21 protein-coding genes are annotated in these 23,089 nt (G+C 45.3%); 4 read left to right on the top strand and 17 right to left on the bottom strand.

Annotation, left to right across the window (positions count from 1 at the left end; genetic code table 11):
- Positions 1-64 precede the first annotated feature (64 nt).
- The 11 genes from bamA to I2494_RS13075 form a co-directional block, all read right to left on the bottom strand.
- Complete coding sequence (gene bamA / locus I2494_RS13125) at positions 65-2,473, bottom strand: outer membrane protein assembly factor BamA (RefSeq protein WP_218467055.1); 2,409 nt, start codon at positions 2,471-2,473, stop codon at positions 65-67.
- 31 nt (positions 2,474-2,504) lie between these two features.
- Positions 2,505-3,863, bottom strand: coding sequence for a sigma E protease regulator RseP (gene rseP / locus I2494_RS13120; RefSeq protein ID WP_218467056.1), 1,359 nt, complete (start codon positions 3,861-3,863; stop codon positions 2,505-2,507).
- A gap of 18 nt (positions 3,864-3,881) precedes the next feature.
- A complete protein-coding gene (cdsA, locus tag I2494_RS13115) occupies positions 3,882-4,739 on the bottom strand; it encodes a phosphatidate cytidylyltransferase (RefSeq protein WP_218467057.1) in 858 nt (285 codons plus the stop codon).
- 9 nt (positions 4,740-4,748) lie between these two features.
- The gene (ispU, locus tag I2494_RS13110) at positions 4,749-5,507 is read right to left on the bottom strand and encodes a (2E,6E)-farnesyl-diphosphate-specific ditrans,polycis-undecaprenyl-diphosphate synthase (protein ID WP_218467058.1); all 759 of its coding nucleotides are present in this window, start codon (positions 5,505-5,507) and stop codon (positions 4,749-4,751) included.
- Between the two features lie 207 nt (positions 5,508-5,714).
- Positions 5,715-6,911: a 1-deoxy-D-xylulose-5-phosphate reductoisomerase gene (ispC, locus tag I2494_RS13105; protein ID WP_218467059.1), complete on the bottom strand. Its 1,197-nt coding sequence runs from the start codon at positions 6,909-6,911 to the stop codon at positions 5,715-5,717.
- Between the two features lie 201 nt (positions 6,912-7,112).
- Entirely contained in the window at positions 7,113-7,670 is a 558-nt protein-coding gene (frr, locus tag I2494_RS13100; protein ID WP_218467060.1) for a ribosome recycling factor, read from the bottom strand.
- A gap of 144 nt (positions 7,671-7,814) precedes the next feature.
- Entirely contained in the window at positions 7,815-8,549 is a 735-nt protein-coding gene (gene pyrH / locus I2494_RS13095; RefSeq protein WP_130590636.1) for a UMP kinase, read from the bottom strand.
- Positions 8,550-8,645: 96 nt separating this feature from the next.
- Positions 8,646-9,500 (bottom strand): translation elongation factor Ts, encoded by an 855-nt coding sequence (gene tsf, locus I2494_RS13090; protein WP_218467061.1) that lies wholly within the window; start codon positions 9,498-9,500, stop codon positions 8,646-8,648.
- A 131-nt stretch (positions 9,501-9,631) separates the two neighbouring features.
- The gene (rpsB, locus tag I2494_RS13085) at positions 9,632-10,357 is read right to left on the bottom strand and encodes a 30S ribosomal protein S2 (protein ID WP_130590634.1); all 726 of its coding nucleotides are present in this window, start codon (positions 10,355-10,357) and stop codon (positions 9,632-9,634) included.
- A gap of 331 nt (positions 10,358-10,688) precedes the next feature.
- Complete coding sequence (locus I2494_RS13080; protein ID WP_218467062.1) at positions 10,689-11,990, bottom strand: dihydroorotase; 1,302 nt, start codon at positions 11,988-11,990, stop codon at positions 10,689-10,691.
- A complete protein-coding gene (locus I2494_RS13075) occupies positions 11,990-12,913 on the bottom strand; it encodes an aspartate carbamoyltransferase catalytic subunit (RefSeq protein WP_218467063.1) in 924 nt (307 codons plus the stop codon). The genes I2494_RS13080 and I2494_RS13075 overlap by 1 nt, the downstream gene beginning before the upstream one ends.
- Before the next feature lie 426 nt (positions 12,914-13,339).
- Here I2494_RS13075 and map point away from each other — a divergent pair, with 426 nt between their 5' ends.
- On the top strand, positions 13,340-14,134 hold the full coding sequence (gene map, locus I2494_RS13070; protein WP_218467064.1) for a type I methionyl aminopeptidase: 795 nt from the start codon (positions 13,340-13,342) through the stop codon (positions 14,132-14,134).
- A 228-nt stretch (positions 14,135-14,362) separates the two neighbouring features.
- Here map and I2494_RS13065 read toward each other — a convergent pair whose 3' ends face one another.
- Positions 14,363-15,553: a tetratricopeptide repeat protein gene (locus I2494_RS13065; RefSeq protein ID WP_218467065.1), complete on the bottom strand. Its 1,191-nt coding sequence runs from the start codon at positions 15,551-15,553 to the stop codon at positions 14,363-14,365.
- A gap of 320 nt (positions 15,554-15,873) precedes the next feature.
- Here I2494_RS13065 and glnD point away from each other — a divergent pair, with 320 nt between their 5' ends.
- Both glnD and dapD read left to right on the top strand, forming a co-directional pair.
- Positions 15,874-18,549 carry a bifunctional uridylyltransferase/uridylyl-removing protein GlnD gene (gene glnD / locus I2494_RS13060; RefSeq protein WP_218467066.1) on the top strand — a complete coding sequence of 892 codons (2,676 nt, stop codon included), beginning with the start codon at positions 15,874-15,876 and terminating at the stop codon, positions 18,547-18,549.
- A gap of 33 nt (positions 18,550-18,582) precedes the next feature.
- Entirely contained in the window at positions 18,583-19,407 is an 825-nt protein-coding gene (gene dapD / locus I2494_RS13055; RefSeq protein ID WP_218467067.1) for a 2,3,4,5-tetrahydropyridine-2,6-dicarboxylate N-succinyltransferase, read from the top strand.
- Positions 19,408-19,476: 69 nt separating this feature from the next.
- On the opposite strand, the gene I2494_RS13050 is transcribed toward dapD, so the two are convergent.
- Both I2494_RS13050 and I2494_RS13045 read right to left on the bottom strand, forming a co-directional pair.
- Complete coding sequence (locus I2494_RS13050) at positions 19,477-20,046, bottom strand: SMI1/KNR4 family protein (RefSeq protein ID WP_218467068.1); 570 nt, start codon at positions 20,044-20,046, stop codon at positions 19,477-19,479.
- Positions 20,047-20,050: 4 nt separating this feature from the next.
- Complete coding sequence (locus I2494_RS13045; RefSeq protein ID WP_218467069.1) at positions 20,051-20,434, bottom strand: hypothetical protein; 384 nt, start codon at positions 20,432-20,434, stop codon at positions 20,051-20,053.
- A 93-nt stretch (positions 20,435-20,527) separates the two neighbouring features.
- On the opposite strand from I2494_RS13045, the gene I2494_RS13040 reads away from it, so the two are divergent.
- Positions 20,528-20,929, top strand: a complete 402-nt coding sequence (locus I2494_RS13040) for a DUF3461 family protein (protein WP_218467070.1) — start codon at positions 20,528-20,530, stop codon at positions 20,927-20,929.
- A gap of 117 nt (positions 20,930-21,046) precedes the next feature.
- Here I2494_RS13040 and I2494_RS13035 read toward each other — a convergent pair whose 3' ends face one another.
- Genes I2494_RS13035 through I2494_RS13025 form a run of 3 tightly spaced genes read right to left on the bottom strand, consistent with a single transcriptional unit; the run spans position 21,047 to position 22,627 of the window.
- Complete coding sequence (locus tag I2494_RS13035; protein WP_218467071.1) at positions 21,047-21,493, bottom strand: flavodoxin; 447 nt, start codon at positions 21,491-21,493, stop codon at positions 21,047-21,049.
- A gap of 25 nt (positions 21,494-21,518) precedes the next feature.
- On the bottom strand, positions 21,519-22,298 hold the full coding sequence (gene truC, locus I2494_RS13030; protein ID WP_218467072.1) for a tRNA pseudouridine(65) synthase TruC: 780 nt from the start codon (positions 22,296-22,298) through the stop codon (positions 21,519-21,521).
- A complete protein-coding gene (locus I2494_RS13025) occupies positions 22,298-22,627 on the bottom strand; it encodes a YqcC family protein (protein WP_218467073.1) in 330 nt (109 codons plus the stop codon). The genes truC and I2494_RS13025 overlap by 1 nt, the downstream gene beginning before the upstream one ends.
- Positions 22,628-23,089 lie beyond the last annotated feature (462 nt).

Here is a 23,089-nt window from a genome sequence, read left to right as displayed (position 1 = left end):
GAACTCCTTACTATAATTGCTATCGAGTTGAACTCGCTGTTTGTTACTACCTAACTCAGAACGATTACCAGGTGGTACCAATGTTGAACTGGAACTGTTCTGACCTATCTCCCTCATACTTCTCCAGTGGGTTAGCATAGGAGAACACTAGTGGGCCCAGTGGAGACATCCACTGTAACGCCACACCTGCAGAAGTACGGATATTGCCCGCTTCACTGTAGTCCGGAATACCTGCAGCTCTTGTTGCATCAGTATTTTTCCAATTGGTATCCCAAACGGTACCGGCATCAAAGAACACTGAGGTACGCAGAGAGTTAGCATATTTATCGTCAACAAACGGCGTTGGGAAAATAAACTCTGCGCTGGCAACGCCCATTGCGTTACCACCAACCGCATCACTGTCACGCTCTAAATAACAGTTTGCACTGGTATCTGGCGTCGAACAGCCGCGAATATAAACCGCTTTAGGACCGATGTTATTAGAACGGAAGCCACGAACGGTACTTGAACCACCGGCATAGAAGTTGTCATAAAATGGCATTTCTTTACCACCCAGACCATCGCCGTAACCAGCACGTAAACGACCCAACAGAACCCATTTATCATTACTATCAATCGGATAGTAAGTAGCACTGTCAAAGGTAATTTTATAGTACTCGTTGTCTGAACCCGGAATAGTCACTTTACCATTCACGCCAGCACGACTACCGGACGTTGGGAAGTAACCACGGTTCAGGCTGTTATAGCTCCAACCGGCTGTAAAGAAGAAATCATTAGCTTTGTAATCAGCATCGCTGTTCAGGCTTGGTGTTTCACCAACCGATTCCAGATAACGCCACATACCAATCTGCGGTTGCATATCCGTCAGATCGTTATGTACATAATCCAGACCGAAACGTAATGAATTATTCTCATTAATTGGGAAGCCTAGCGTAGTGCCAAGACCATAGCTGCTTTTACTATAGTCAGACAGATCGGCATCATCCGCATTAAACTTATCGTAGAAAATCCGTCCGCCTAAGCTCACACCATCTACGGTAAAGTAAGGTTCGGTCACTGATAGCTCAACATAGGTGCGATAATCGTTTTTAGTACCGTTGATACCAACACTCTTACCCGTTCCCATCCAGTTGTCTTGCTGTAAACCAACCTGGAAGCTCACGCCACTTTCCGTACCGTAACCCACACCAAAGTTGAAGGTACCGGTGTTACGCTCTTTCACTTTGTACACCACATCAACCTGATCTGGCATACCAGGAACACGCTCGGTTTCCACATCAACCGTTTCAAAATAACCTAAACGATTTAAACGCTCTTTGCCTTGCTCAACCTGATCGTTGCCTAACCATGCACCTTCCATCTGACGCATTTCGCGACGCAGTACCGAATCTTTACTGACATCGTTACCTTCAAAGCGAATACGACGCACATAGAAACGGTTACCCGCATCCACGCTGATATGCAATTTAACGGTTTGAGCGTTGTCATCAATTTCAGGCTGGGTTGCTACCCGAGGATAGGCATAGCCGTAACGGCCCAACATCTTCTTAATGCTATCTTCAACCTGAGTCACTTTACTGCCGTTATACAGATCGCCTGGATTAACTTTCGCCAGTTCTTCAACTTCTGCACCACGGCCGGCCAGATTGCCTTTCACTTCAACACCTGAAAGTTTGTATTGCTTACCTTCAGTCACATTGATAGTGATGTAAATACTCTTCTTATCCGGCGTCAGACTAACGTTAGTGGAGTCAATATTGAAACGGGCATAGCCGCGATCCAAATAGAAACTACGTAACGCTTCGAGGTCACCCGATAATTTTTGTTTTTGATAATTGCGATCGCCAATAAAGTTCCACCAGGGAACCTCATCGCGCAATTGGAAGCGGCTAACCAGCTCTTCTGTAGAGAAAGCGTTGTTGCCAACAATATTGATTTGCTGAATGGTCGCTGATGCACCTTCAGTAAAGACTAATTTTAAGTCTACGCGATTACGCGGTAATGGAGTAACTACGGCTTTTACCGAAGCGCTGTATTTACCTACGCTATAGTAAAAATCCTCCAGCCCTTTCTCCATCGAACTCAGAGTGGTTCTGTCCAGTGCTTCACCAACCCGAACACCGGAAGATTCCATGTTCTGCTTAAGCATGTCATCCTTCACCGATTTATTACCGGAGAAAGTGATACTTGCAATAGTTGGACGCTCTTTCACCTGAACAATCAAGGTACTGCCATCACGCAGTACTCGCACATCCTCGAAGTTCCCGGAAGCGAATAAGGCTCGGATAGTGTTCCCGATGTCATTATCGTCGATAGTGTCACCAACACGGACAGGCATATTTAACAATGCAGCCCCTGTGGCAACGCGCTGTAATCCTTCGAAACGAATGTCTTTTACGACAAACCCGTCGGCACCGTATGCGGTGGCGCTGCCAAACAGCAGCGACGCTAGAAGCAACTTTTTCATCGCCATCGTTATAATCTGTTAACCCTAACCAAATTCTCTAGCCGTAAAAGCGTGAGAAGTCATTGAAAAGTGCAAGTCCCATCAACAGTACCAATAAGATTGCCCCAACACGATAACTGTAGTCCTGAACTCTTTCAGATACCGGTTTACCTGTTATCTTTTCTATCGCTAAAAACACAAGATGCCCTCCGTCTAACACCGGCAGAGGGAACAGATTGATTATGCCTAAATTAACGCTGATTAGCGCTAAAAACATTAGATAATAAACCAAACCATATCCTGCCGATACTCCGGCACCCTGGGCTATCGATATCGGACCACTCAGATTTTTTAGCTGCACGTCACCCGTTATCAATTTACCCAGCATTTTGACTGTTAATTTAGTCAATTGCCATGTTTTATCACTTGCCTGATAAATAGCAGTAAACACACTGTACTGACGAGTGATTTTATACTCATCCGGCAGTGGTATCACCTTCGGCGATATCCCGGCGAAACCTTTAGTGGCTCCATCCTCGGATGTTTTCGCTTCTGGCGTCAGAACTAAAGAGTGGCTCGCGCCATTTCTTTCTATTACTAACTCTATAGGGACATTTGGGCTTTGGCTGACCAGTTTGACAAACTCAGCCCACTGTCCGAAATCTTTACCGTTGATCTTAACCAGTCTGTCACCTGACTGTAAACCTGCCTTTTCAGAGGCTGAGCCAGGTTGAACCACATCAAGTACCGGTTCTATTTGAGGAAGTTTAGGCACAAAGCCTAAGCTTCTTATTGGATCCTGTTTCTCCGGGTCAAACTTCCAACCGGTAAGATTCACAGTCTTAGTCTGATCCAGGGAAGTACCGAATGGTGCCACGGTAAGTTCCATTTGGCTTTCGCCAATTTGGCCAACCAGCGCCAGACGAACAGAATCCCAGTCAGGCGTTTCGATACCATTAACGGCTTTTAGTTCCATTCCCGCAGAAATATTTGCTTGTGCGGCAATAGATTGCGGCTCAATTTCACCAATGACCGGGCGTAAACTCGGTACACCAATAATAAACACCAGCCAATAGGCAAAAACAGCAAACAAAAAGTTAGCTATTGGCCCGGCAGCAATAATCGCCGCTCGTTGACATACGCTCTTATTATTAAATGCCTGATTGCGGTATTGAGGTTCAACCTCTTCTGCCCGCTCGTCCAGCATCTTTACATAACCACCGAGCGGAATCATCGCGACAACGTATTCGGTGCCCCGCTTGTCAGTACGTCGCCATATCGCTTTACCAAAGCCGATAGAGAAACGAATAACTTTTACTCCACAGCGGCGAGCGACCCAAAAATGGCCAAACTCATGTACTGTCACCAATATGCCCAGCGCGACAATAAAAGCAGCTACGGTTCCAACAATATTCATAGGCGATTGCTATTCCGTCTAACCTTTAAAAACCAGGAAAATCAAACAGGCAAAAACCGGGATTGCCGCAGTCAGGCTATCAATCCGGTCAAGAACACCGCCGTGACCAGGAATCAAATGACCGCTGTCTTTAATACCCGCTTCACGCTTAAACATACTCTCGGTTAAATCTCCCAGTACAGAAGCTAATACCGCCAGCACTGAACTGATCAATAATGTATTTAGAGAGATGTGCAGCGGCGCATACAGGCTAAACAGCCATGCCAACAGCGCAGAAGAAACTAAACCACCCACTAACCCTTCCAGCGTTTTACCCGGAGAAACTTTAGGCGCCAGTTTATGTTTGCCGAACAAACGCCCAAATGCATAGGCTCCGGAGTCAGCGCCCCATACCAGGAACATAACGTACAGTAACCACCAGGCTCCAGTATAGCTATTTTCTTCAAAACCATACTGACGTAACGTCAGCATGCCCCAAAAAAATGGCACTATGGTCAGAACACCAAAAATCAGGCGTAACAGGCGGGAATGTTTCCAGAACTGTGCAGAGGCCGGATAAAACAGAACCATCAGTAAGGCCAGAACCCACCACCCCAGAGAGGCTAACAGAAATCCTTCCACAACCGGATGCAACAACAGTGGCAATGGCGATATATAGGTTGGCCAATATAGCGCAAACAGACCAATACCGCAGAGAGCCGCCAGCGTAATACGTTGCACTGAAGTTCCCATGCCCGCTAACTGTCCCCACTCCCATGCAGCCAACATACAAATCGCAATAGTCATAATGGCGAAAGGCAAAGGCGGCAGCATAAACAGCGCCGCAATAACAAGAGGAATAAGAATCAACGCGGTAATGATGCGTGACTTTAACACGAGAACCTCCTACAGTTCTTTAATACTCGCGGGTTCAGTCCCACCAAAACGGCGTTCGCGTTGTGCAAATGCATTGAGCGCACCTTCAAAAACAAGTTCATCAAAATCAGGCCACAGTACTTCCGTAAAATAGAGTTCGGCATAAGCTATCTGCCACAACAAGAAGTTACTTATCCGATGCTCTCCACCGGTCCTGATCACTAAATCTACCGGAGCCAAATCACACAAATTAATGTGCTGGCTCACCAGTTGTTCGCTGATATCATCGGGTTCAATATCACCGCTTTTTACCTGTTGCGCAATTTGCTGAACCGCCTGAATAATATCCCAGCGCCCACCATAATTTGCTGCAATATTTAATGTCAGTCCGGTATTAGCTTCCGTTACCGCTTCAGCACGCTGAATACGCCCTTGTAAGCGCTCACTAAAACGTTCGGTATCACCGATAATTTTTAAACGGACATTATGTTTATGTAAGCTCTTTACCTCTTTATCCAGAGCTCGAATAAAAAGCTCCATTAAGGCAGTCACTTCTTGAGGCGGGCGATTCCAGTTCTCGCTACTGAATGCATAAAGCGTTAGTGCTTCAATACCGTTATTAACGGCAAAACTCACTGCTCTGCGTACAGCTTTCGCACCTTCCTGGTGACCAAAGATTCTCATTTTACCTAACTGCTTAGCCCAACGCCCGTTACCATCCATAATAATAGCAACATGACGGGGTACAGAGGCTTTAGGGTTATTCACTTGCTGCTTAGCGGGCGACATAACTTATTAGAATTCCTCAGCTAAAAATAGAACAACCGTAAGAGACTGTTGTTTTTCTTGCGCAAAAAAGCCGTGAACTCTTCACGGCCAAAAAAAACAGCTCGTTAACGCGCTTTTCTACCGCCCAAATCCATGGTTCGGATAGCTTAAACCGCATGATGAGACAAACTATACCATTTCGCCCCAATTGGAACAAATCAACCATTGTTAATGATTCCATGATGCAATAATTTTGTCTGCCTGCACTCTGGCCCATGAATCTATAGCTAAAACCTCATCAATACTGTGAGGTTCCGCATGAACCAGCGACGCCATCACTTGATTATTAATAGCGGCAATATCAGTAAACGCAATTTTACCCTGTAAAAATGCACCAACGCTACACTCATTGGCTGCATTTAACGTTGTTGTTGCAGCCTGACCTGCATGGCTGGCTTCAATCGCCAACTTCAGACAAGGATAGCGCTCAAAATCGGGCTGTTCAAACGTCAGTGCACCTATGCTGCAAAAATCCAGATGATTGACGCCAGACGCCACCCGATTTGGATAAGCCATGGCGTGAGCAATTGGCGTACGCATATCCGGCGTTCCCAATTGCGCAATGACGCTGCCATCATGATAGCGCACCATTGAATGGATCACCGACTGAGGATGAATCAACACTTCCATCTGCGCCGGTGAAGCATTAAATAACCAACGTGCTTCTATATATTCCAGCCCCTTATTCATCATAGTTGCTGAATCGACAGAAATCTTGCGCCCCATTGACCAATTAGGATGAGCACAGGCCTGATCCGGCGTCATGTGCTTCAATTGTTCCACCGCTGTCGTTCTGAAAGGCCCGCCTGACCCGGTTAGTACAATACGGGTAATCCCCTGCTCTTCTAATGAAGCACAACCAAGATCTTGTTGAACTGCTTCAGGCATGCTCTGAAAAATAGCATTATGCTCACTGTCAATTGGCAAGAGTTGTGCCCCTGACTGGGCAACGGCATCCATAAACAGACGACCACAGGTGACCAGCGACTCTTTATTAGCCAATAACACCTGTTTACCCGCTCTTATTGCAGCCAGCGTAGGTAATAGACCAACAGCGCCCACAATGGCCGCCATCACTTGATCAACTTCAGCATCTTCGGCTAATTCGCAAGCGGCCTGAATACCACTGAGCACTTCCGTTCTCACCCCTTCAGATTTAAGAATGATACGTAACTGCTGAGCTGAGGTTTCATCAGCCATCGAAGCAAAACGGGGGGTAAATTCCCGACACTGTTGCGCCATCTTTTCAACATTGCTACCGGCAACTAATGCAAACACACTGAATAAATGTGGATTTTCCCGGACTACCGACAAAGTACTGTGGCCTATGGAACCCGTCGATCCAAGAATAGTTATTTTTTTCATTAGGCTAATTCATTATCACTGACAAATACGCTGGTATTTCGACAGAAACTCGCCTGTCGAAATTGAATGCTGCACATATTACTCTTTTCATAGTGAAGAGATCACTAATTAACTTAGTCGGCTGAACCGCGTTATCTCTCGTTTTGTAAAAAAAAAAGCCCGGTGCTGGTAACAGCTACCGGGCCATAATTCAAAACAGAATCAGAACGCCATTAACTCTGCTTCTTTTTCAGTTAATGCTTCATCCACTTTCTTGATATAAATATCAGTCAGTTTTTGAATCTCATCCTGTGTTTTACGCTCATCATCTTCGCTGATCTCTTTATCTTTCAGCAGCGCTTTAATTTTGTCGTTAGCATCACGACGAACGTTACGGATAGAAACACGACCTTGTTCTGCTTCGTTACGCACAACTTTAGTCAAATCTTTACGACGTTCTTCCGTTAACGGAGGAAGTGGAACACGGATAACCGTACCCGCAGAAGATGGATTTAAGCCTAAATCAGCCGACATAATCGCTTTTTCAACCGCCGGGCCTAAGCTACGGTCAAATACTGTAATAGCTAAAGTACGGGAATCTTCAACCACTACGTTGGCTAACTGACGCAAAGGGGTTGCTGAACCATAGTAATCAACCTGAACACCATCAAGAATGCTTGGATGAGCACGGCCAGTACGAACTTTGCTGATATGTGTTTTAAACATTTCCAGGCACTTTTCCATGCGTACCTGAGCATCTTGTCTAATATCGTTAATCACGTTGCTAACCTTTTAATGCTAGTAATATGGTGGGCCACGCCTTATGCATAGCCCGCGAATAAGAAATTTGCTACTTTGCTTCAACACTCATCTTCAGCCTGAAGAGAAGCATACTATAAGCTTTTATTTCACCGCCGCGCTGAATTATTCAGTCGGTTTGGTAATTAACGTCCCTTCAGCTTCGCCCATCACTACACGGCGTAAGGCACCAGGCTTATTCATATTAAATACGCGAATCGGTAAGTTATGGTCACGAGCCAGTGTAAATGCCGCCAGATCCATCACTTTCAGTTCACGCTCTAATACATCCTGATAGCTCAGGGTTTCATACAACGTTGCTTCCGGGTTTTTCACCGGATCGTCAGAGAACACGCCATCAACTTTGGTCGCTTTCAGTACTACATCCGCTTCAATTTCAATGCCGCGTAAACAGGCAGCAGAATCGGTAGTAAAGAATGGATTACCGGTACCCGCAGAGAAAATGACTACGCGACCATGACGCAGCAGGCTAATTGCTTCTGCCCAACTGTAATCATCACAGACGCCGTTAAGAGGGATAGCTGACATCAGACGAGCGTTCACATAGGCACGATGTAGCGCATCACGCATAGCCAGTCCGTTCATTACGGTAGCTAACATTCCCATGTGGTCGCCCACTACACGGTTCATACCGGCTTTTGCCAGGCCTGCACCGCGAAATAGATTGCCGCCACCAATAACTACACCAACCTGAATGCCTAACTCGACCAGCTCTTTAATTTCTTGTGCCATGCGGTCTAACACACTGGCATCAATGCCAAAACCTTCGGAGCCCTGTAAGGCCTCGCCACTTAATTTAAGTAGGATTCTTTGATATACGGGTTTCGCGTTAGTAGCCATAGTCTTGTTTCCTGGTTGGCTGTTTATAATGGTCTGTTTATTCTAAAAAAACGGACCGATATGGTGATCGATCCGCCTTTATGCATCAAGCTAAGTTTACTTAGTCATCGCAGCAACTTCTGCCGCAAAGTCTACTTCTACTTTCTCAATACCTTCACCCACTTCGAAGCGGATAAATTGTACAACGCCAGCTTTCTTCTCTTTCAGCAGATCGCCAACGGTTTTGCTTGGGTCCATAACGAAAGCCTGACCAGTCAGAGAGATCTCACCGGTGAACTTACGCATACGGCCTTCAACCATTTTCTCAGCGATTTCGCGAGGTTTGCCAGATTGCATAGCGATGTCGATCTGGATTTCGTGCTCACGAGTAACCACTTCAGCAGGTACGTCGTCTGGAGAAACGAACTCAGGCTTGCTTGCAGCAATGTGCATAGCAACATGCTTAACCAGCTCATCATCAGTAGTACCGGTTGCAGAAACCAGAACACCGATACGAGCACCGTGCATGTAAGCGCCCAGTCTGTCGCCTTTAACTACCTCAACGCGACGAATATTGATGTTCTCACCAATTTTCGCTACCAGCGCAGTACGCTGCTCTTCAAATTTTGCTTTTAATACTTCAACATCGCCGATGTTTTCAGCCAGTGCTGCATCAACAGCTGCGTTAGCAAAAGCCAGGAAACCGGCATCTTTAGCTACGAAGTCAGTTTCACAGTTAACTTCCATAATGACGCCAACTTTGGCATCAGCAGCGATTTTAGTCAGAATAACGCCTTCAGCAGCTACACGGCCAGCTTTCTTAGCCGCTTTTGCCTGACCTGATTTACGCATGTTGTCGATAGCCAGCTCGATATCGCCATTTGCTTCAACCAGCGCTTTCTTACATTCCATCATACCAGCACCGGTACGATCGCGAAGTTCTTTTACTAGAGCTGCAGTAATTTCAGCCATTCTCTTTATCCTCGGTTATTCTTTGTCGGATGTTCTGTTGCATAAATAAGCAAAAAGGGAGCCTGCAAAGGCCCCCTAACCAACATATCTAATACCTGGTTAATAAGGGCTCTCTAATGGAGCACGCCTTATTACTCTGCTTCGATGAAGCTTTCTTCTACAGCCTGAACGCCCTGGTCTGAACGACCTTCACGTACGGTTGCAGCAACAGCGCCAAGGTACAGTTGTACTGCACGGATAGCATCATCGTTACCAGGGATAACGAAGTTAACACCGTCCGGATCAGAGTTAGTATCAACAACAGCAAATACAGGGATACCCAGGTTGTTTGCTTCTTTGATAGCAATGTGTTCGTGATCGGCATCGATAACGAAAATTGCATCAGGCAGGCCGCCCATGTCTTTGATACCACCCAGGCTGTTCTCAAGCTTTTCCATTTCACGAGTACGCATCAGCGCTTCTTTCTTGGTCAGCTTATCGAAAGTACCATCTTGTGCCTGGACTTCTAATTCTTTCAAACGTTTGATTGACTGACGAACGGTTTTCCAGTTAGTCAGCATGCCACCTAACCAACGGTGGTTAACGTAGAATTGGTTGCAGCTCTTTGCAGCTTCTTTTACTGGCTCGGATGCAGCGCGTTTAGTACCAACAAACAGGATTTTGCCTTTGTGAGACGCGATCTTGCCTAACTCAGCCAGAGCTTCGTTAAACATTGGTACAGTTTTTTCAAGGTTGATGATATGAACTTTGTTACGTGCGCCGAAGATGAAAGGTTTCATTTTCGGGTTCCAGTAACGAGTCTGGTGACCAAAGTGTACACCAGCCTTGAGCATATCGCGCATTGATACAGTTGCCATTATTACCTCTATGAGTAAAGTTTGGGGTTATGCCTCCACGTATCCCATAACGCCGACCCCTGAACAATAATATTCCGGAGCACCCCGCCGTATGTGTCGATACGTGTGTGTTATAACGTTGATTAATGTTAGTGGAGATCTCATTGCCTAAGAACACAACAGAGTGATGTTAATAGTGCGGATTTCCGGCGCGCTTTATACCATAAAAGTGGCAATAAATGCCACTACTTACTATGAGTAATAGCGAAAAAACTATAGGGAAAGCGAAAAAATCACCGCATCACACACTTTTGACTTAGCCTGATGCGGAACGATTTATCTTAAGTCTAGCTTAATTACGGATGATTTTCCCATCCTGATATACCCATTTTCCATCCACCATAGTGCGAACTACCTGGCCAACCATCTCCATGCCGGTGAAGGGGCAGGATTTACCGCGGGTTAGCATGGCGTGCGGGTCAACAATCCACTCTTTTTTCGGGTCGATAAGCACCAGATCCGCCAGGCCGCCAACGCTCAGATGGCCACGATCTTTCCAGTCAAATGCTGCAGCCGGGCCCGCTGTCATTTTGTGAATCAGCGCCTGCAAGTTCCATTGCCCGGTTTGTACCAGACAGCTATGCAGCACGCTAAATGCGGTTTCAAATCCGGCAAATCCGCAAGGTGCTTCATTAAACTCACAGTCTTTCTCTTCATAAGCGTGTGGCGCGTGGTCTGTGGCAATGGCGTCCAGCGTGCCGTCTTTCAAACCTTCAATTAATGCAACAATATGTTCATTGGTACGCAGAGGCGGGTTAACTTTGAACGCAGAATCAAAAGACTCGATTGTTTTGTCTACCAGGCACAGATGGTGTGGCGTAACTTCAGCGGTAACCTTAATGCCTTTAGCCTTAGCTTCACGAATTAAATCTACCGCTCCTTTACTACTCACATGGGCAATATGCACATGTCCGCCGGTCATTTCCGCCAGCATAATTTCACGGGATACTGCAATATTCTCAGCTTCAGCAGGACGACCTTTCAGGCCCAGTTTGGCAGAGACACACCCCTCATGCATAACGCCATCGGCGACCAGACAACAATCTTCTGAGTGAGAAATCACCGGCAGATTAAACATGCTGGCATATTCCAGTGCAGCGCGCATCAGGCGGCCATCATTAACATAGTAACCGTCATCAGAAAACGCTCTGGCTCCGGCCTGCGCCATATCCCCAATTTCTGACAGCTCTTTACCTTCCAGACCTTTAGTCACCGCGCCGGTAATTTCTACCCGCACTACCGCATCAGTCTGAATTTTATGTTTCATACCGGCGACAATAATCGCCTGATCGATAACCGGACGAGTATTAGCCATGGTCAGAATAGTGGTAAAACCACCAGCAGCGGCCGATGCCGTACCGGTTAACAGATCTTCTTTTGCTTCTTGCCCTGGTTCACGCAGGTGGCAATGGATATCAATAAAGCCGGGGCTAACAACTAATCCGCTGGCATCAATAACTTCATCGTTCGCTTCTGCACTCAGTGATTTTCCAACCGCTGCCACTTTTCCGTTGGCAATACGAATATCCAGCACATCATCTAAACCATTAGCAGGATCGATCAGGTGACCATTTTTAATTAACCACTGTGCCATTATGCTTGTACCCCATCAGCTAAAGTTAAAGATAGAACTGCCATTCTGACTGCCACACCGTTATTCACCTGCTCTTCAATGGCTGAAAAACGCCCATAAGCCACATCCGGTGATATTTCCAGACCACGGTTCATTGGGCCTGGATGCATCACTAATACATTCTCTTTTGCCAGTTTCAAACGTTCGTCATTAATACCGAAAATACGGGCATACTCACGCGGCGTTGGGAATAATCCCTTCTTCTGGCGCTCCAGTTGAATACGTAATACGTTGACTACGTCTGCATCCGCAATGGCATCTTCCACACGATGATGGATGGCGACACCCATATCCAACATTTCTTTAGGAATTAAGGTCTTTGGCCCGCCCAGATGAACTTCCGCGCCCATTTTCAGCAAACCCCAGATATTTGATCGAGCTACCCGGCTATGCAGAATGTCACCCACAATAGCGACTTTCTTACCCGCTATAGCGCCGTGATGCTGGCGAATGGTTAACAGGTCTAATAAACCCTGAGTTGGATGCTCATGAGCCCCATCACCGGCGTTAATCACTACGGCCTTAACATAACGCGTTGCATATTGAGCGGCGCCTTCAGCACTGTGACGCATGACAATAGCATCAACACCCATTGCCTGAACGGTTAACAGGGTATCTCTCAGGCTTTCACCTTTAGCAACGCTGGAGGTAGAGGCAGCAATATTAATGACATCGGCACCCAGATATTTGCCGGCCAACTCAAAGGATGAGCGTGTTCTGGTACTATTTTCAAAGAAGACGTTAACGATTGCTTTTCCGCGCAAAGTAGATAATTTTTTGATGTCTTGCTTAGTTACCTTTTTCATTTCATCCGCGGTATTCAACACACGTTCGATATCCGCCACCGACATGTGTTCCAACCCTAAAATATGTTGGCCTCGCATTATATTTTTCGCTCCTCTGTTGAAATTTGAATCAAAAAAAACCCCTAATCTAATACTTGTCAGTATCTGATTAGGGGTTGATATCAACCTTTTTAGCTATGTGTACTCTCATCCTGCTTTGCCCAATTGACTATTAAGTGGTTTTAAAAACCTCTTACCTCACACTAAAGATAAAAGACAGCGCCCAAACCTTCTTAATTTATCAGATATTGAACCCTAGTCAATAAGTATTGGTTAGCAATCTTCATTTTTTATTTTTCAACACACATTACCCCTTATTATTGAAGGGTTATTAATACGATAAATTTGGTTCTCTTTTGCAGGACTGATACCATATTCAGATCGTGAATTGATTATCGTTGTCAGTTAACCCTGCGTCCCTTGAGCTTCGTTATGTGCTGACTCCTATCATTAGTGGACAATTTTATGGCTATTTCTATCAAAACCCCTGAAGACATTGCAAAAATGCGTGTGGCTGGTCGTCTGGCTGCTGAAGTCTTAGAAATGATCGAACAGTACGTTAAGCCTGGCGTAACTACCGGCGAACTGGATCGTATTTGTCATGACTATATTACCAACACCCAGCACGCCGTATCTGCCTGCCTTGGTTATCATGGATTTCCTAAGTCTGTCTGTATCTCCGTAAACGAAGTGGTATGTCACGGTATTCCCAGCGAGGACAAAAAGCTGAAAGATGGCGATATTGTTAATATCGACGTTACCGTAATCAAAGATGGCTTCCATGGCGATACCTCAAAAATGTATTTTGTTGGTAAACCAACCATTCTGGGTGAACGCCTGTGTCGTGTTACTCAGGAAAGTTTATATCTGGCTTTAAAAATGATTAAGCCTGGTATTCGCCTGCGCACATTGGGTAAAGCTATTCAGCAATATGTTGAAAAGCAGGGTTTCTCTGTAGTCAGAGAATATTGTGGTCATGGCATCGGTGAAGGGTTCCATGAAGAACCTCAGGTACTGCATTATGATGCAGATGACGGTGGTGTAGTATTGCAAAAAGGCATGACCTTTACCGTTGAGCCGATGGTTAACGCCGGTGATTTCCGTATTCGTACCATGAACGATGGCTGGACGGTAAAAACCAAAGATCGCAGCCTGTCTGCCCAATATGAGCACATGATTGCCGTTACTGACACCGGTTGTGAGATTCTGACCCTACGGAAAGATGATACGATTGAGGCCATTTTGACGCCAGAAGCATAATCATCTGTTTTAATATATTTTTTTGTTAAATGGCTAACTTTGGTTAGCCATTTTTGTTATTGGGCCTGGAGTATGTTTTAAATTAACTTTGAGTATAATCCGGCCAAACACCAAGGTGATATGAGTAACATCGTTTTTACGGCCGGAATATTAACCATTGCTGATTGATTAAGTTTGTCATCAATCTCAAACACCTTGCAGTGTTTGAGATTAACGCGAATGTAAACCTTACTGTTTATCCTGCATACGTTTTATCGCTTTATCATAAGCCGGATTGTCTTTTTGCTGTTTAGCTAATTTGAAATGACGTAAAGCTTCTGCGTTATCGCCTGACTGCTCATAGATACGGGCAATATTGAAATAGGATGAAGCTCTAACCGTATTAGCATTATTACCATTCGCTAACGCTATCGCCTTGCGGTTAGCCCAAATAGCTTCGGCAACGCGATTTTGTTTTTGATAGGCCAGACCTAAGTTGCTGTATGCCTGACTGTAGGTTCCATCCTGCTCAATGGCTTGCTGATAAAAACTCACGGCATCATCCAGTTTATTTGCGTGATAAGCAGCTTCACCGCTGGTATTCAGTGCACGGGCCGCTGAACTATTTATTGGCTGGGCACTCATGGGGTTAGCCGTAGAACTATCGTTCAAAAGTGGAGTAAGGGCAGGCTCAACAGACGGTCGGTCAGATCCGCCTGAGGATAAGGAAGTCAATGTATTGATATCTTCAAAATCCCCATTAGGGTTTAAACGGAAGACCGTCCACAGATTACCAGTATGACTAACAGGTACATCATAAGTACGCACTAATGACTGACCGACATAAACAAAGACTTTAGCTTTGCTGGCAGACAATGCACTGCTGTTTGTGTCAGTACGGTTAGTAAAATCGTGTACTGCGTAAATATAACTTTGACCAAACTGCTTTTTCTGAATGGTAATGGTTTCCGGACCATAGCTATCAGTATCATCAACATCTAACTCTGCATCATCACCCTGCTTATTTTCAAAGAATATATGATTACCTGAGTAGACTAAGTGAGAGTCCAAATCTTCAGGTTTTTCCCCCCAACTTAAAACAATACGCATCCCATCCAGATTTTTCATTACCGGGCTCATGGCATAGGTCAATCCGTTGCACGGACACTTAACCACTAAATCTGAAAATCCACTTTTTTTGATAATCAGCAAGCTGTCAGCGGCAACGGAAAAAGGGCTATTCAGAGTTACATTTCCCTGAGCATCGGTGTTACCCACTATGCTCTGCTCGCCATTCTTTTGCAGTACAACTTCTGCACCGGAAATACGTTTATCTTTAATTGTTGCGTCCAGTACGTTAACCGTTACTGAATCAGCCAAAACAACAGGGGAAAAAAGAACAACAAATAAAGAAATTACCAGAGGACGAAAACCCAGCATAAAAAATCCTTTTATATAACAGATAAATAGATTACGTCACTTAAGATACTCACATAGCTGTGTGACACATGAAATTCAGTCGCGATTTTAATACATTGAACATACAAGGGCGAATCAATAATGTGTAATTTCTCTTGTATCGTTCTCTGCAGGGCTATGTTTGATTAGTTATGTTATTAATAACTCTCTCGTTGCGTTTTCTATGCTTTCATCTGGCGAATTTTCAGGTTTACAGGTAGCTTAAGTAGTAGTGTGTTGTCCTTTACGGCAACGATTGATTATTGTGTGATTAACTCCGCTATCAGAAGGTTATTGTCACTATGTTTGAGCACGTTTTGCTGAAAAAGCCCTGCGATCCCTCCTGTTTAAGTAACAGTGAATTGACATTACCTAATTTGAAGCAAGAATTGGAACGTTTTCAGTCCTGGCTGAAGGAAGCTTTTGCAGCAGACGTGGCTGTTGATGAGCTACTTAAAGCCCGTTCAGACTATATCGACCACCTGCTACAACGACTCTGGCTCTTTCACGGTTTTATTAAGCCAACGGCAAAAGGATTGGCTAATCGCAGTGGACTCGCGTTAATTGCTGTTGGTGGCTACGGCCGCAGCGAACTACATCCGCTTTCTGATATTGATATTTTAATTCTCAGCAACCAACCATTAGACGAAGAGCAATCCCAGCGGGTTGGAGAAATCATCACCTTACTGTGGGATTTAAAGCTGGAGGTAGGCCATAGTGTACGAACCCTGGAACAGTGTCTGGAAGAGAGTATTGCCGATCTGACCGTTGCCACCAATCTGATTGAATCACGATTAATTTGTGGTGATGTAGCGTTATTTCTCTCACTGCAAAAACATATTTTCGGGCAGGAAATCTGGCCATCAGATACCTTCTTTCACGCCAAGTGTCAGGAGCAGGAAGAACGCCATCAGCGTTACCACGGTACCAGCTATAACCTTGAGCCTGATATTAAAGCCAGCCCGGGGGGCTTAAGAGATATTCATACTTTGTTATGGGTAGCCCGCCGCCATTTTGGCGCGACCTCTCTTGATGAGATGGTGAGCTTTGGTTTTTTAACCCCCGCAGAATGCACCGAGCTGGAAGAGTGTCAGGCTTTCTTATGGCGAATTCGTTTTGCTCTGCATCTGATTCTGCCCCGCTACGACAACAGACTGCTGTTCGATCGGCAACTTAGTGTTGCTACCCTCTTGGGCTATAAAGGCGAAGGTAACCGCCCAATTGAACGTATGATGAAGGATTACTATCGCGTTACCCGTCGGGTTGCAGAGCTTAATCATATGCTATTACAGCTGTTTGATGAGGCAATTTTAGCCGTTGACCATACCGATAAACCACAAATTCTGGATGAGCGTTTTCAGCTACGCGGTCAGTTAATTGATTTGCGCGATCCAAATTTGTTTATTGAACAGCCGGAAACTATTCTGGGATTATTCTACCGTCTGGTCAGCAATCCCGACATTAAAGGTATTTATTCAACCACTTTGCGCCACCTGCGCTATGCTCGCCGCCATTTGAAACAGCCGCTGTGTGAGCTCCCCGCCGCTCGTCAGTTGTTTATGGCCATTTTGCGCCATCCTGGCGCCGTCAAACGGGCGATTGTACCAATGCATCGCCACAGCGTACTGGCGGCCTATATGCCACAGTGGGGGAAGATTGTCGGCCAAATGCAGTTTGACCTGTTCCACGTCTATACCGTTGATGAACATACTATTCGAGTGCTGCTAAAGTTGGAAAGTTTTGCCGATGAAGAAACCCGTCAGGCTCACCCGCTCTGTGTAGAACTTTTCCCCCGTTTGCCAAAACAGTCATTATTGTTCATGGCCGCGTTATTTCACGATATCGCAAAAGGCCGTGGAGGTGATCACTCCACTCTCGGTGCAGAAGACGCTAAAGATTTTGCTATATTGCACGACCTCAACTCTAACGAAGTTGATTTAGTCAGTTGGCTGGTCAGGCAGCATCTGTTGATGTCAGTAACCGCTCAGCGCCGTGATATACAAGACCCGGAAGTCATACAGCAATTTGCTGCCGAAGTACAAACGGAAACCCGATTACACTATCTGATTTGTCTTACCGTAGCTGATATCTGTGCCACCAACGAACCGTTATGGAATAGCTGGAAACAGAGTTTGTTACGTGAGCTCTATTTTGCCACAGAGAAACAACTGCGCCGTGGTATGCAATATCGACCGGACTTAAGAGAGCGAGTTCGTCATCATCGCGCTCAGGCATTGGCTCTGTTACGACGGGATAATATTGACGAAGCCGCACTGCACAATTTATGGGGCCGATGCCGGGCCGACTATTTTCTACGCCATACGCCGGGCCAGTTAGCCTGGCATGCCCGCCATCTGGTCAATCATAAATCCAATAAGCCACTGGTACTTATTAGTCCTACTCCTAATCGGGGTGGAACAGAAATCTTTATTTATAGTCATGACCGGCCTTATCTGTTTGCTGCGACCGTCGGTGAACTGGACAGAAAAAATTTGAGTGTTCACGATGCGCAAATTTTTACTAACCGCGATGAGATGGCAATGGACAGCTTTATTGTGCTGGAACCTAACGGTAAGCCTCTGACCCCAGACCGCCATCAAACTATTCGGGAAGGATTAGAGCAAGCGTTAACACAGCCGGTGTATGAACGCCCGCGCCCGCGTATGCTATCTTCTAAACTTCGCCACTTTAATGTTGCCACTCACGTAACCTTCTTACGAGGCCATAGCGAACGGAGAACCTATATGGAACTGGTTGCCCTTGACCAGCCGGGGCTACTGGCCAGAGTGGGTGAAGTTTTTGCTGATTTGGGGTTATCGCTACACAGTGCACGAATCTCCACTATTGGAGAACGGGTTGAAGACTTGTTCATTCTCACAAACAGTGAACGAACAGCGTTATCTTCTGAAATATGCGAACTTTTGAAACAAAGGTTGACAGAAACCCTGAATCCAACGGATAAATATGGCCCCCAATAATATTCCTTTAAATACACGACATCAGGAAAAGAGATGCAGCAGTTAAAAACCGTTATAGAAACCGCCTTTGAGCGCCGTGCTGAAATTACTCCGGCGAATGCAGATACCGTTCTTCGTGAAGCTGTTAAGCAAACTATTGCTAAATTAGACAGCGGTGAATTACGCGTTGCCGAAAAGATCAACGGTGAGTGGGTCACACATCAGTGGCTGAAAAAAGCGGTTCTGCTTTCGTTCCGTATTAGTGACAATATCGTTATGGATGGTGCAGAAACCCGCTATTTCGATAAAGTTCCAATGAAATTTGCTGACTATGATGCAGCGCGTTTCCAGCGTGAAGGTTTCCGCGTAGTTCCACCAGCCAGCGTTCGTCAGGGGGCTTTTATCGCTCGTAACACCGTGCTGATGCCATCTTATGTCAACATTGGCGCTTATGTGGATGAAGGCTCTATGGTTGATACTTGGGCAACCGTAGGCTCCTGTGCTCAAATCGGCAAAAATGTTCACCTGTCCGGCGGTGTGGGTATCGGTGGTGTACTTGAACCACTGCAAGCTAACCCAACCATTATCGAAGATAACTGTTTTATCGGCGCCCGTTCTGAAGTAGTGGAAGGCGTAATCGTTGAAGAGGGTTCAGTTATCTCTATGGGTGTTTATATCGGCCAAAGCACTCGTATTTACGATCGCGAAACTGGTGAAATCCATTATGGTCGCGTTCCGGCTGGCTCAGTTGTGGTTTCAGGTAACCTGCCGTCTAAGGATGGTAAATACAGCCTGTACTGTGCGGTTATCGTGAAAAAGGTTGATGCCAAGACTCGCGGTAAAGTGGGGATTAACGAGCTGTTACGGACGATTGATTAATTATTCCCACTAATATAAATCAAATTCAAAACGCGGGTAATACCGCGTTTTCATTTCATCAAACTCAAACTAAAAATCACCCCAAAACTCAATATATTTTGGCTCTTCTGGCGCATCAAAATGCTCTGGCAGTGAAAAACTAAATTCATGTGCAAAATAGCTCGCCAGATCGTAACCGTAATAAATGATATCCATCTGATAGACGGAAAATACCGGATTACCGGTTTCATCAGGTGTCGCAGGAATATAGCGATGAGAGTAGATTGGGATAAGTTTAGGGTATGTGTAGAAATATTGACTAACAATAACTTTTCTCTCTTCTGCACTCGCCGGCCTTTCTCCCCATGATTGTTCCCAATAGCTATTATTCTCCACATCAAACAACATCCCTTCCAGCGGCCAATTAATACGCTGTTCAACCTGCTGTTTTTCTGCAGGGGAATGCAAGCCTGCTCGCCAGTTTACAAACCGATCTGAAACAGGCAGTGCCATTTGAAGCAATTGCTTCAGGTCAGGAGGAAAAGTGACTTGAAACTCTCGCTGAATCTTAACAAGCTCATCATCACTTAAGCCCTCAGCAAAGCTAACACCGCACTGTTTCAGACGCTTAATCAGTAATGTTATCTGTGAAATATTCATGATGTTACGCCAGTCCCCAGTTTAATGAGCCTTCACGATTAATATTTAAATACCAGTTTTTATCCAGCCGCCTGTCCGAGTACTCTTCATTTAACAGAGAGGTTGCTTTTCTGATAATCTCCGCCACTTTCCCCGGCGTTAGCGGTTTCAGCTGAAAATAATCTCTCACCCTGTCTTGCTGCTCCGGCGTAACTGCATTGATGATATCACCGTAAAATAGCCATGGATTATGAAACTGATAATGCACCGTTAACCAGGGATAAGCTTTTCGCCCGGCAACCCAAACTCGTAAAAAAAGATAGTCGCCATTCGCCGCATCAGGATCCCATAAAACTCGCCAGAAAAAATCACAGCCATCAACCTGGATCCTACGTAACTTCATACGCATGTTTATTCCTTTTTAAACATTAGGGTAGTGATTGATATCCCCTGCTATAATAATTATTACACCGTCATAAAAATAAATCAGGAAGGTTTTCTTATGTACGATAATCTCACCAGTCTCGGTATTACCAATCCTAAACAGATCGACCGCTATAGCCTGCGTCAGGAAGCCAGTAACGATATTTTAAAAATCTATTTCCGTAAGGAAAAAGGGGAGTTTTTTGCTAAAAGCGTCAAATTCAAATATCCACGTCAACGCAAAACTGTTTTAGCTAATCCAGGTGCTGAGAAGTCCTATAAAGAAGTTCATGAGATCAGCCCTAACCTTCGTCACGTCATTGAAGAACTTGATAAGATTTGTCACGGAGAACGTATTGAGGTCGACATAAAGAAAAAGATTCTTTCCGATTTGCGCCATCTCGAACAAGTTGTTACCCATAAGATTGCTGAAATCGAGGCCGATCTGGAAAAGCTGACGGAAAAAGAGAATGGTAAGTAAGTGCCATCCGGCAAGATAAACTTTAATCCTGACGCGGTATACAGAAAGTAAAAATCCACCTTAAATAACCGGTGGATTTTTACTTTACAACTCGATGGCTATAATAAGAAACCACGTCTAAACCAGACTACCCCAATGTTTAACCCAGTCGGCAGCAAACACCTCCGGTTCAGAAACTTCGCTTGAATCAATAATCAATATATCCCCAAGCCGGGTCGCGCCTTGTTCCTGCAACAACGCATCAAACTTTTTACCCGCGCCGCAGAAGTTCTCATAGTTGCTATCTCCCAGTGCAATTACGCCATAACGTAACCCCGGTTGATGACCTAAAGAATCTTTAATATCATAAAATAGCGGCTCAATAGAGCCAGGCAAATCGCCCTGTCCGGTAGTTGAAGTCACGACCAGAACATGCTCCTGCTCATAGTTCTGCCACTCATCCAGAGTCCCTTCATCAAACACGGCAACATCATGCCCTTGTTCTTGTAACAGGGTTTGAGCTTCTTCAGCAACCATCTGGGCATTACCGTATACGGTACCAACAAAAATTCCTATTTTTGCCATCGCTTTTTCTCTCAATTTTAACGGGTTATCTGACAGAACTATCCTGAGTTATTGCCAAATTAATTTCAACCCCATTATATTCAGGGCATTGCGAAGTCCATCCAAATTCTGTCATTAAGTTCTGCCAGCGAGAATCCCAGGGAGCAGAAATAAGTAATGGTTGATGCGTAACTGGATGCTGAAGCGCTAAATGGCTGGCATGTAACATCAAACCCTGACAGCCAAAATGTTCCGCTACTGCACGGTTATGACGCAAATCACCATAGGCACTATCGCCAATAATAGGATGGAAAATATGTTTCATATGACGACGGAGTTGATGTTTACGACCCGTTTGAGGGGTCAGCTCAACCAGACTATAGCGAGCGGTATCATAAGGCCCAACGGCAATCGGCACCTCAACCTGTGATAATCCCCGGTAATGGCTGACGGCAGGCTGAGCCTCTTTATCCTGTTTAGCAAACTTATCGGCAATCTTATCCAGCTGTTCTACCAGAGGGTAGTCAATGGTATCGGCTTCATGAACATGCCCTCTAACCACTGCATGATAAACCTTACCGATCTGATGATGTTCAAACTGCTGAGACATTTGGCGAGCAACGTCGCTGGAAAGTGCCATCAACAGCACACCTGACGTAGGTCTATCAAGGCGATGCACAGTAAAAACATGCTGACCAATCTGGTCACGCACCGTTTGCATTACCACCACTTTTTCATGACGATCAAGCCAACTGCGATGAACCAGCCATCCGGAAGGTTTATTTACCGCTACCAGATGTTCATCCTGATACAAGATATCCAGCATTAGAGGACTTCTTTATTGAGTAGTCGATCGATACGGTGAAGGGCATCAATCAACGATTGATGATTTTCAGCGCGCGAACTGAATGCTTCTTCAAAATAAGGTGCAATGGCGATACGAGCGGGTAATGGATTATGCCCTTCTACCAGTGCCCGCATACGAGGAATAAATACCCACTGTAACCACGCCTCGGGCGACATAGTATCAATGCAGAAAGGTTCACTACTTTCGAATACGCTAAGTTCAGGTGCACAAGAACTCCATAATGCTTGCTCCTGCATCAACTGCTCAATTTCCCCCAGCAATTGCCAAACCTGATTATCTAAACTCATTATTTTCTCTTGAAATTGACACGACAGACGGATCTGAAAGGCTGAAAAAAGAGGCTTATCATATCACTTTGAGAATGGTGGGTAAAAAATCAAATATTGAAGGACAAAAACAAGAAAGGCCCACTGTAATCTACAGTGGGCCTGGTGCGTTATATAGCTTATCCGGCTATGCGCGTTGCTTCCCTGCTCAATCCTTGAAAAATTGTCCTGTCGGTTATCCTAACCTTGCTATCCTTTGCAGCGTCCTACTTTCTTCCTTGTCTCGTCATCCTGCATCATCCTGATGCTCTTCCTTGCTAGTCGTCCTGACCCCCTACACTCCGGTAGGTACTCATTCTCCATCCTGGAGGTGTCCGCTAGTTTTTTCCTTAAACTTTCCTGTGCTACCATCCTGATAGCGTCAATCCCTGATTGTCTTCCTGACTTTCTACATTCCTGGTAGAATTGATTTTCATCCTGAAA

Origin of the sequence: Limnobaculum allomyrinae, assembly GCF_016649425.1 — a bacterium.
GTDB lineage: Bacteria > Pseudomonadota > Gammaproteobacteria > Enterobacterales > Enterobacteriaceae > Limnobaculum > Limnobaculum allomyrinae.
The sequence above is the reverse complement of the archived record's forward strand: the minus strand, read 5'-3'. Positions and strand labels throughout refer to the sequence as shown.

Bases quoted from the DNA above. Each gene is read 5' to 3' on its own strand.
- bamA (WP_218467055.1), bottom strand. From the start codon at position 2,473: ATGGCGATGAAAAAGTTGCTTCTAGCGTCGCTGCTGTTTGGCAGCGCC.
- rseP (WP_218467056.1), bottom strand. From the start codon at position 3,863: ATGAATATTGTTGGAACCGTAGCTGCTTTTATTGTCGCGCTGGGCATA.
- ispU (WP_218467058.1), bottom strand. From the start codon at position 5,507: ATGTCGCCCGCTAAGCAGCAAGTGAATAACCCTAAAGCCTCTGTACCC.
- ispC (WP_218467059.1), bottom strand. From the start codon at position 6,911: ATGAAAAAAATAACTATTCTTGGATCGACGGGTTCCATAGGCCACAGT.
- pyrH (WP_130590636.1), bottom strand. From the start codon at position 8,549: ATGGCTACTAACGCGAAACCCGTATATCAAAGAATCCTACTTAAATTA.
- tsf (WP_218467061.1), bottom strand. From the start codon at position 9,500: ATGGCTGAAATTACTGCAGCTCTAGTAAAAGAACTTCGCGATCGTACC.
- rpsB (WP_130590634.1), bottom strand. From the start codon at position 10,357: ATGGCAACTGTATCAATGCGCGATATGCTCAAGGCTGGTGTACACTTT.
- I2494_RS13080 (WP_218467062.1), bottom strand. From the start codon at position 11,990: ATGGCACAGTGGTTAATTAAAAATGGTCACCTGATCGATCCTGCTAAT.
- I2494_RS13075 (WP_218467063.1), bottom strand. From the start codon at position 12,913: ATGCGAGGCCAACATATTTTAGGGTTGGAACACATGTCGGTGGCGGAT.
- map (WP_218467064.1), top strand. From the start codon at position 13,340: ATGGCTATTTCTATCAAAACCCCTGAAGACATTGCAAAAATGCGTGTG.
- I2494_RS13065 (WP_218467065.1), bottom strand. From the start codon at position 15,553: ATGCTGGGTTTTCGTCCTCTGGTAATTTCTTTATTTGTTGTTCTTTTT.
- glnD (WP_218467066.1), top strand. From the start codon at position 15,874: ATGTTTGAGCACGTTTTGCTGAAAAAGCCCTGCGATCCCTCCTGTTTA.
- dapD (WP_218467067.1), top strand. From the start codon at position 18,583: ATGCAGCAGTTAAAAACCGTTATAGAAACCGCCTTTGAGCGCCGTGCT.
- I2494_RS13050 (WP_218467068.1), bottom strand. From the start codon at position 20,046: ATGAATATTTCACAGATAACATTACTGATTAAGCGTCTGAAACAGTGC.
- I2494_RS13045 (WP_218467069.1), bottom strand. From the start codon at position 20,434: ATGCGTATGAAGTTACGTAGGATCCAGGTTGATGGCTGTGATTTTTTC.
- I2494_RS13040 (WP_218467070.1), top strand. From the start codon at position 20,528: ATGTACGATAATCTCACCAGTCTCGGTATTACCAATCCTAAACAGATC.
- I2494_RS13035 (WP_218467071.1), bottom strand. From the start codon at position 21,493: ATGGCAAAAATAGGAATTTTTGTTGGTACCGTATACGGTAATGCCCAG.
- truC (WP_218467072.1), bottom strand. From the start codon at position 22,298: ATGCTGGATATCTTGTATCAGGATGAACATCTGGTAGCGGTAAATAAA.
- I2494_RS13025 (WP_218467073.1), bottom strand. From the start codon at position 22,627: ATGAGTTTAGATAATCAGGTTTGGCAATTGCTGGGGGAAATTGAGCAG.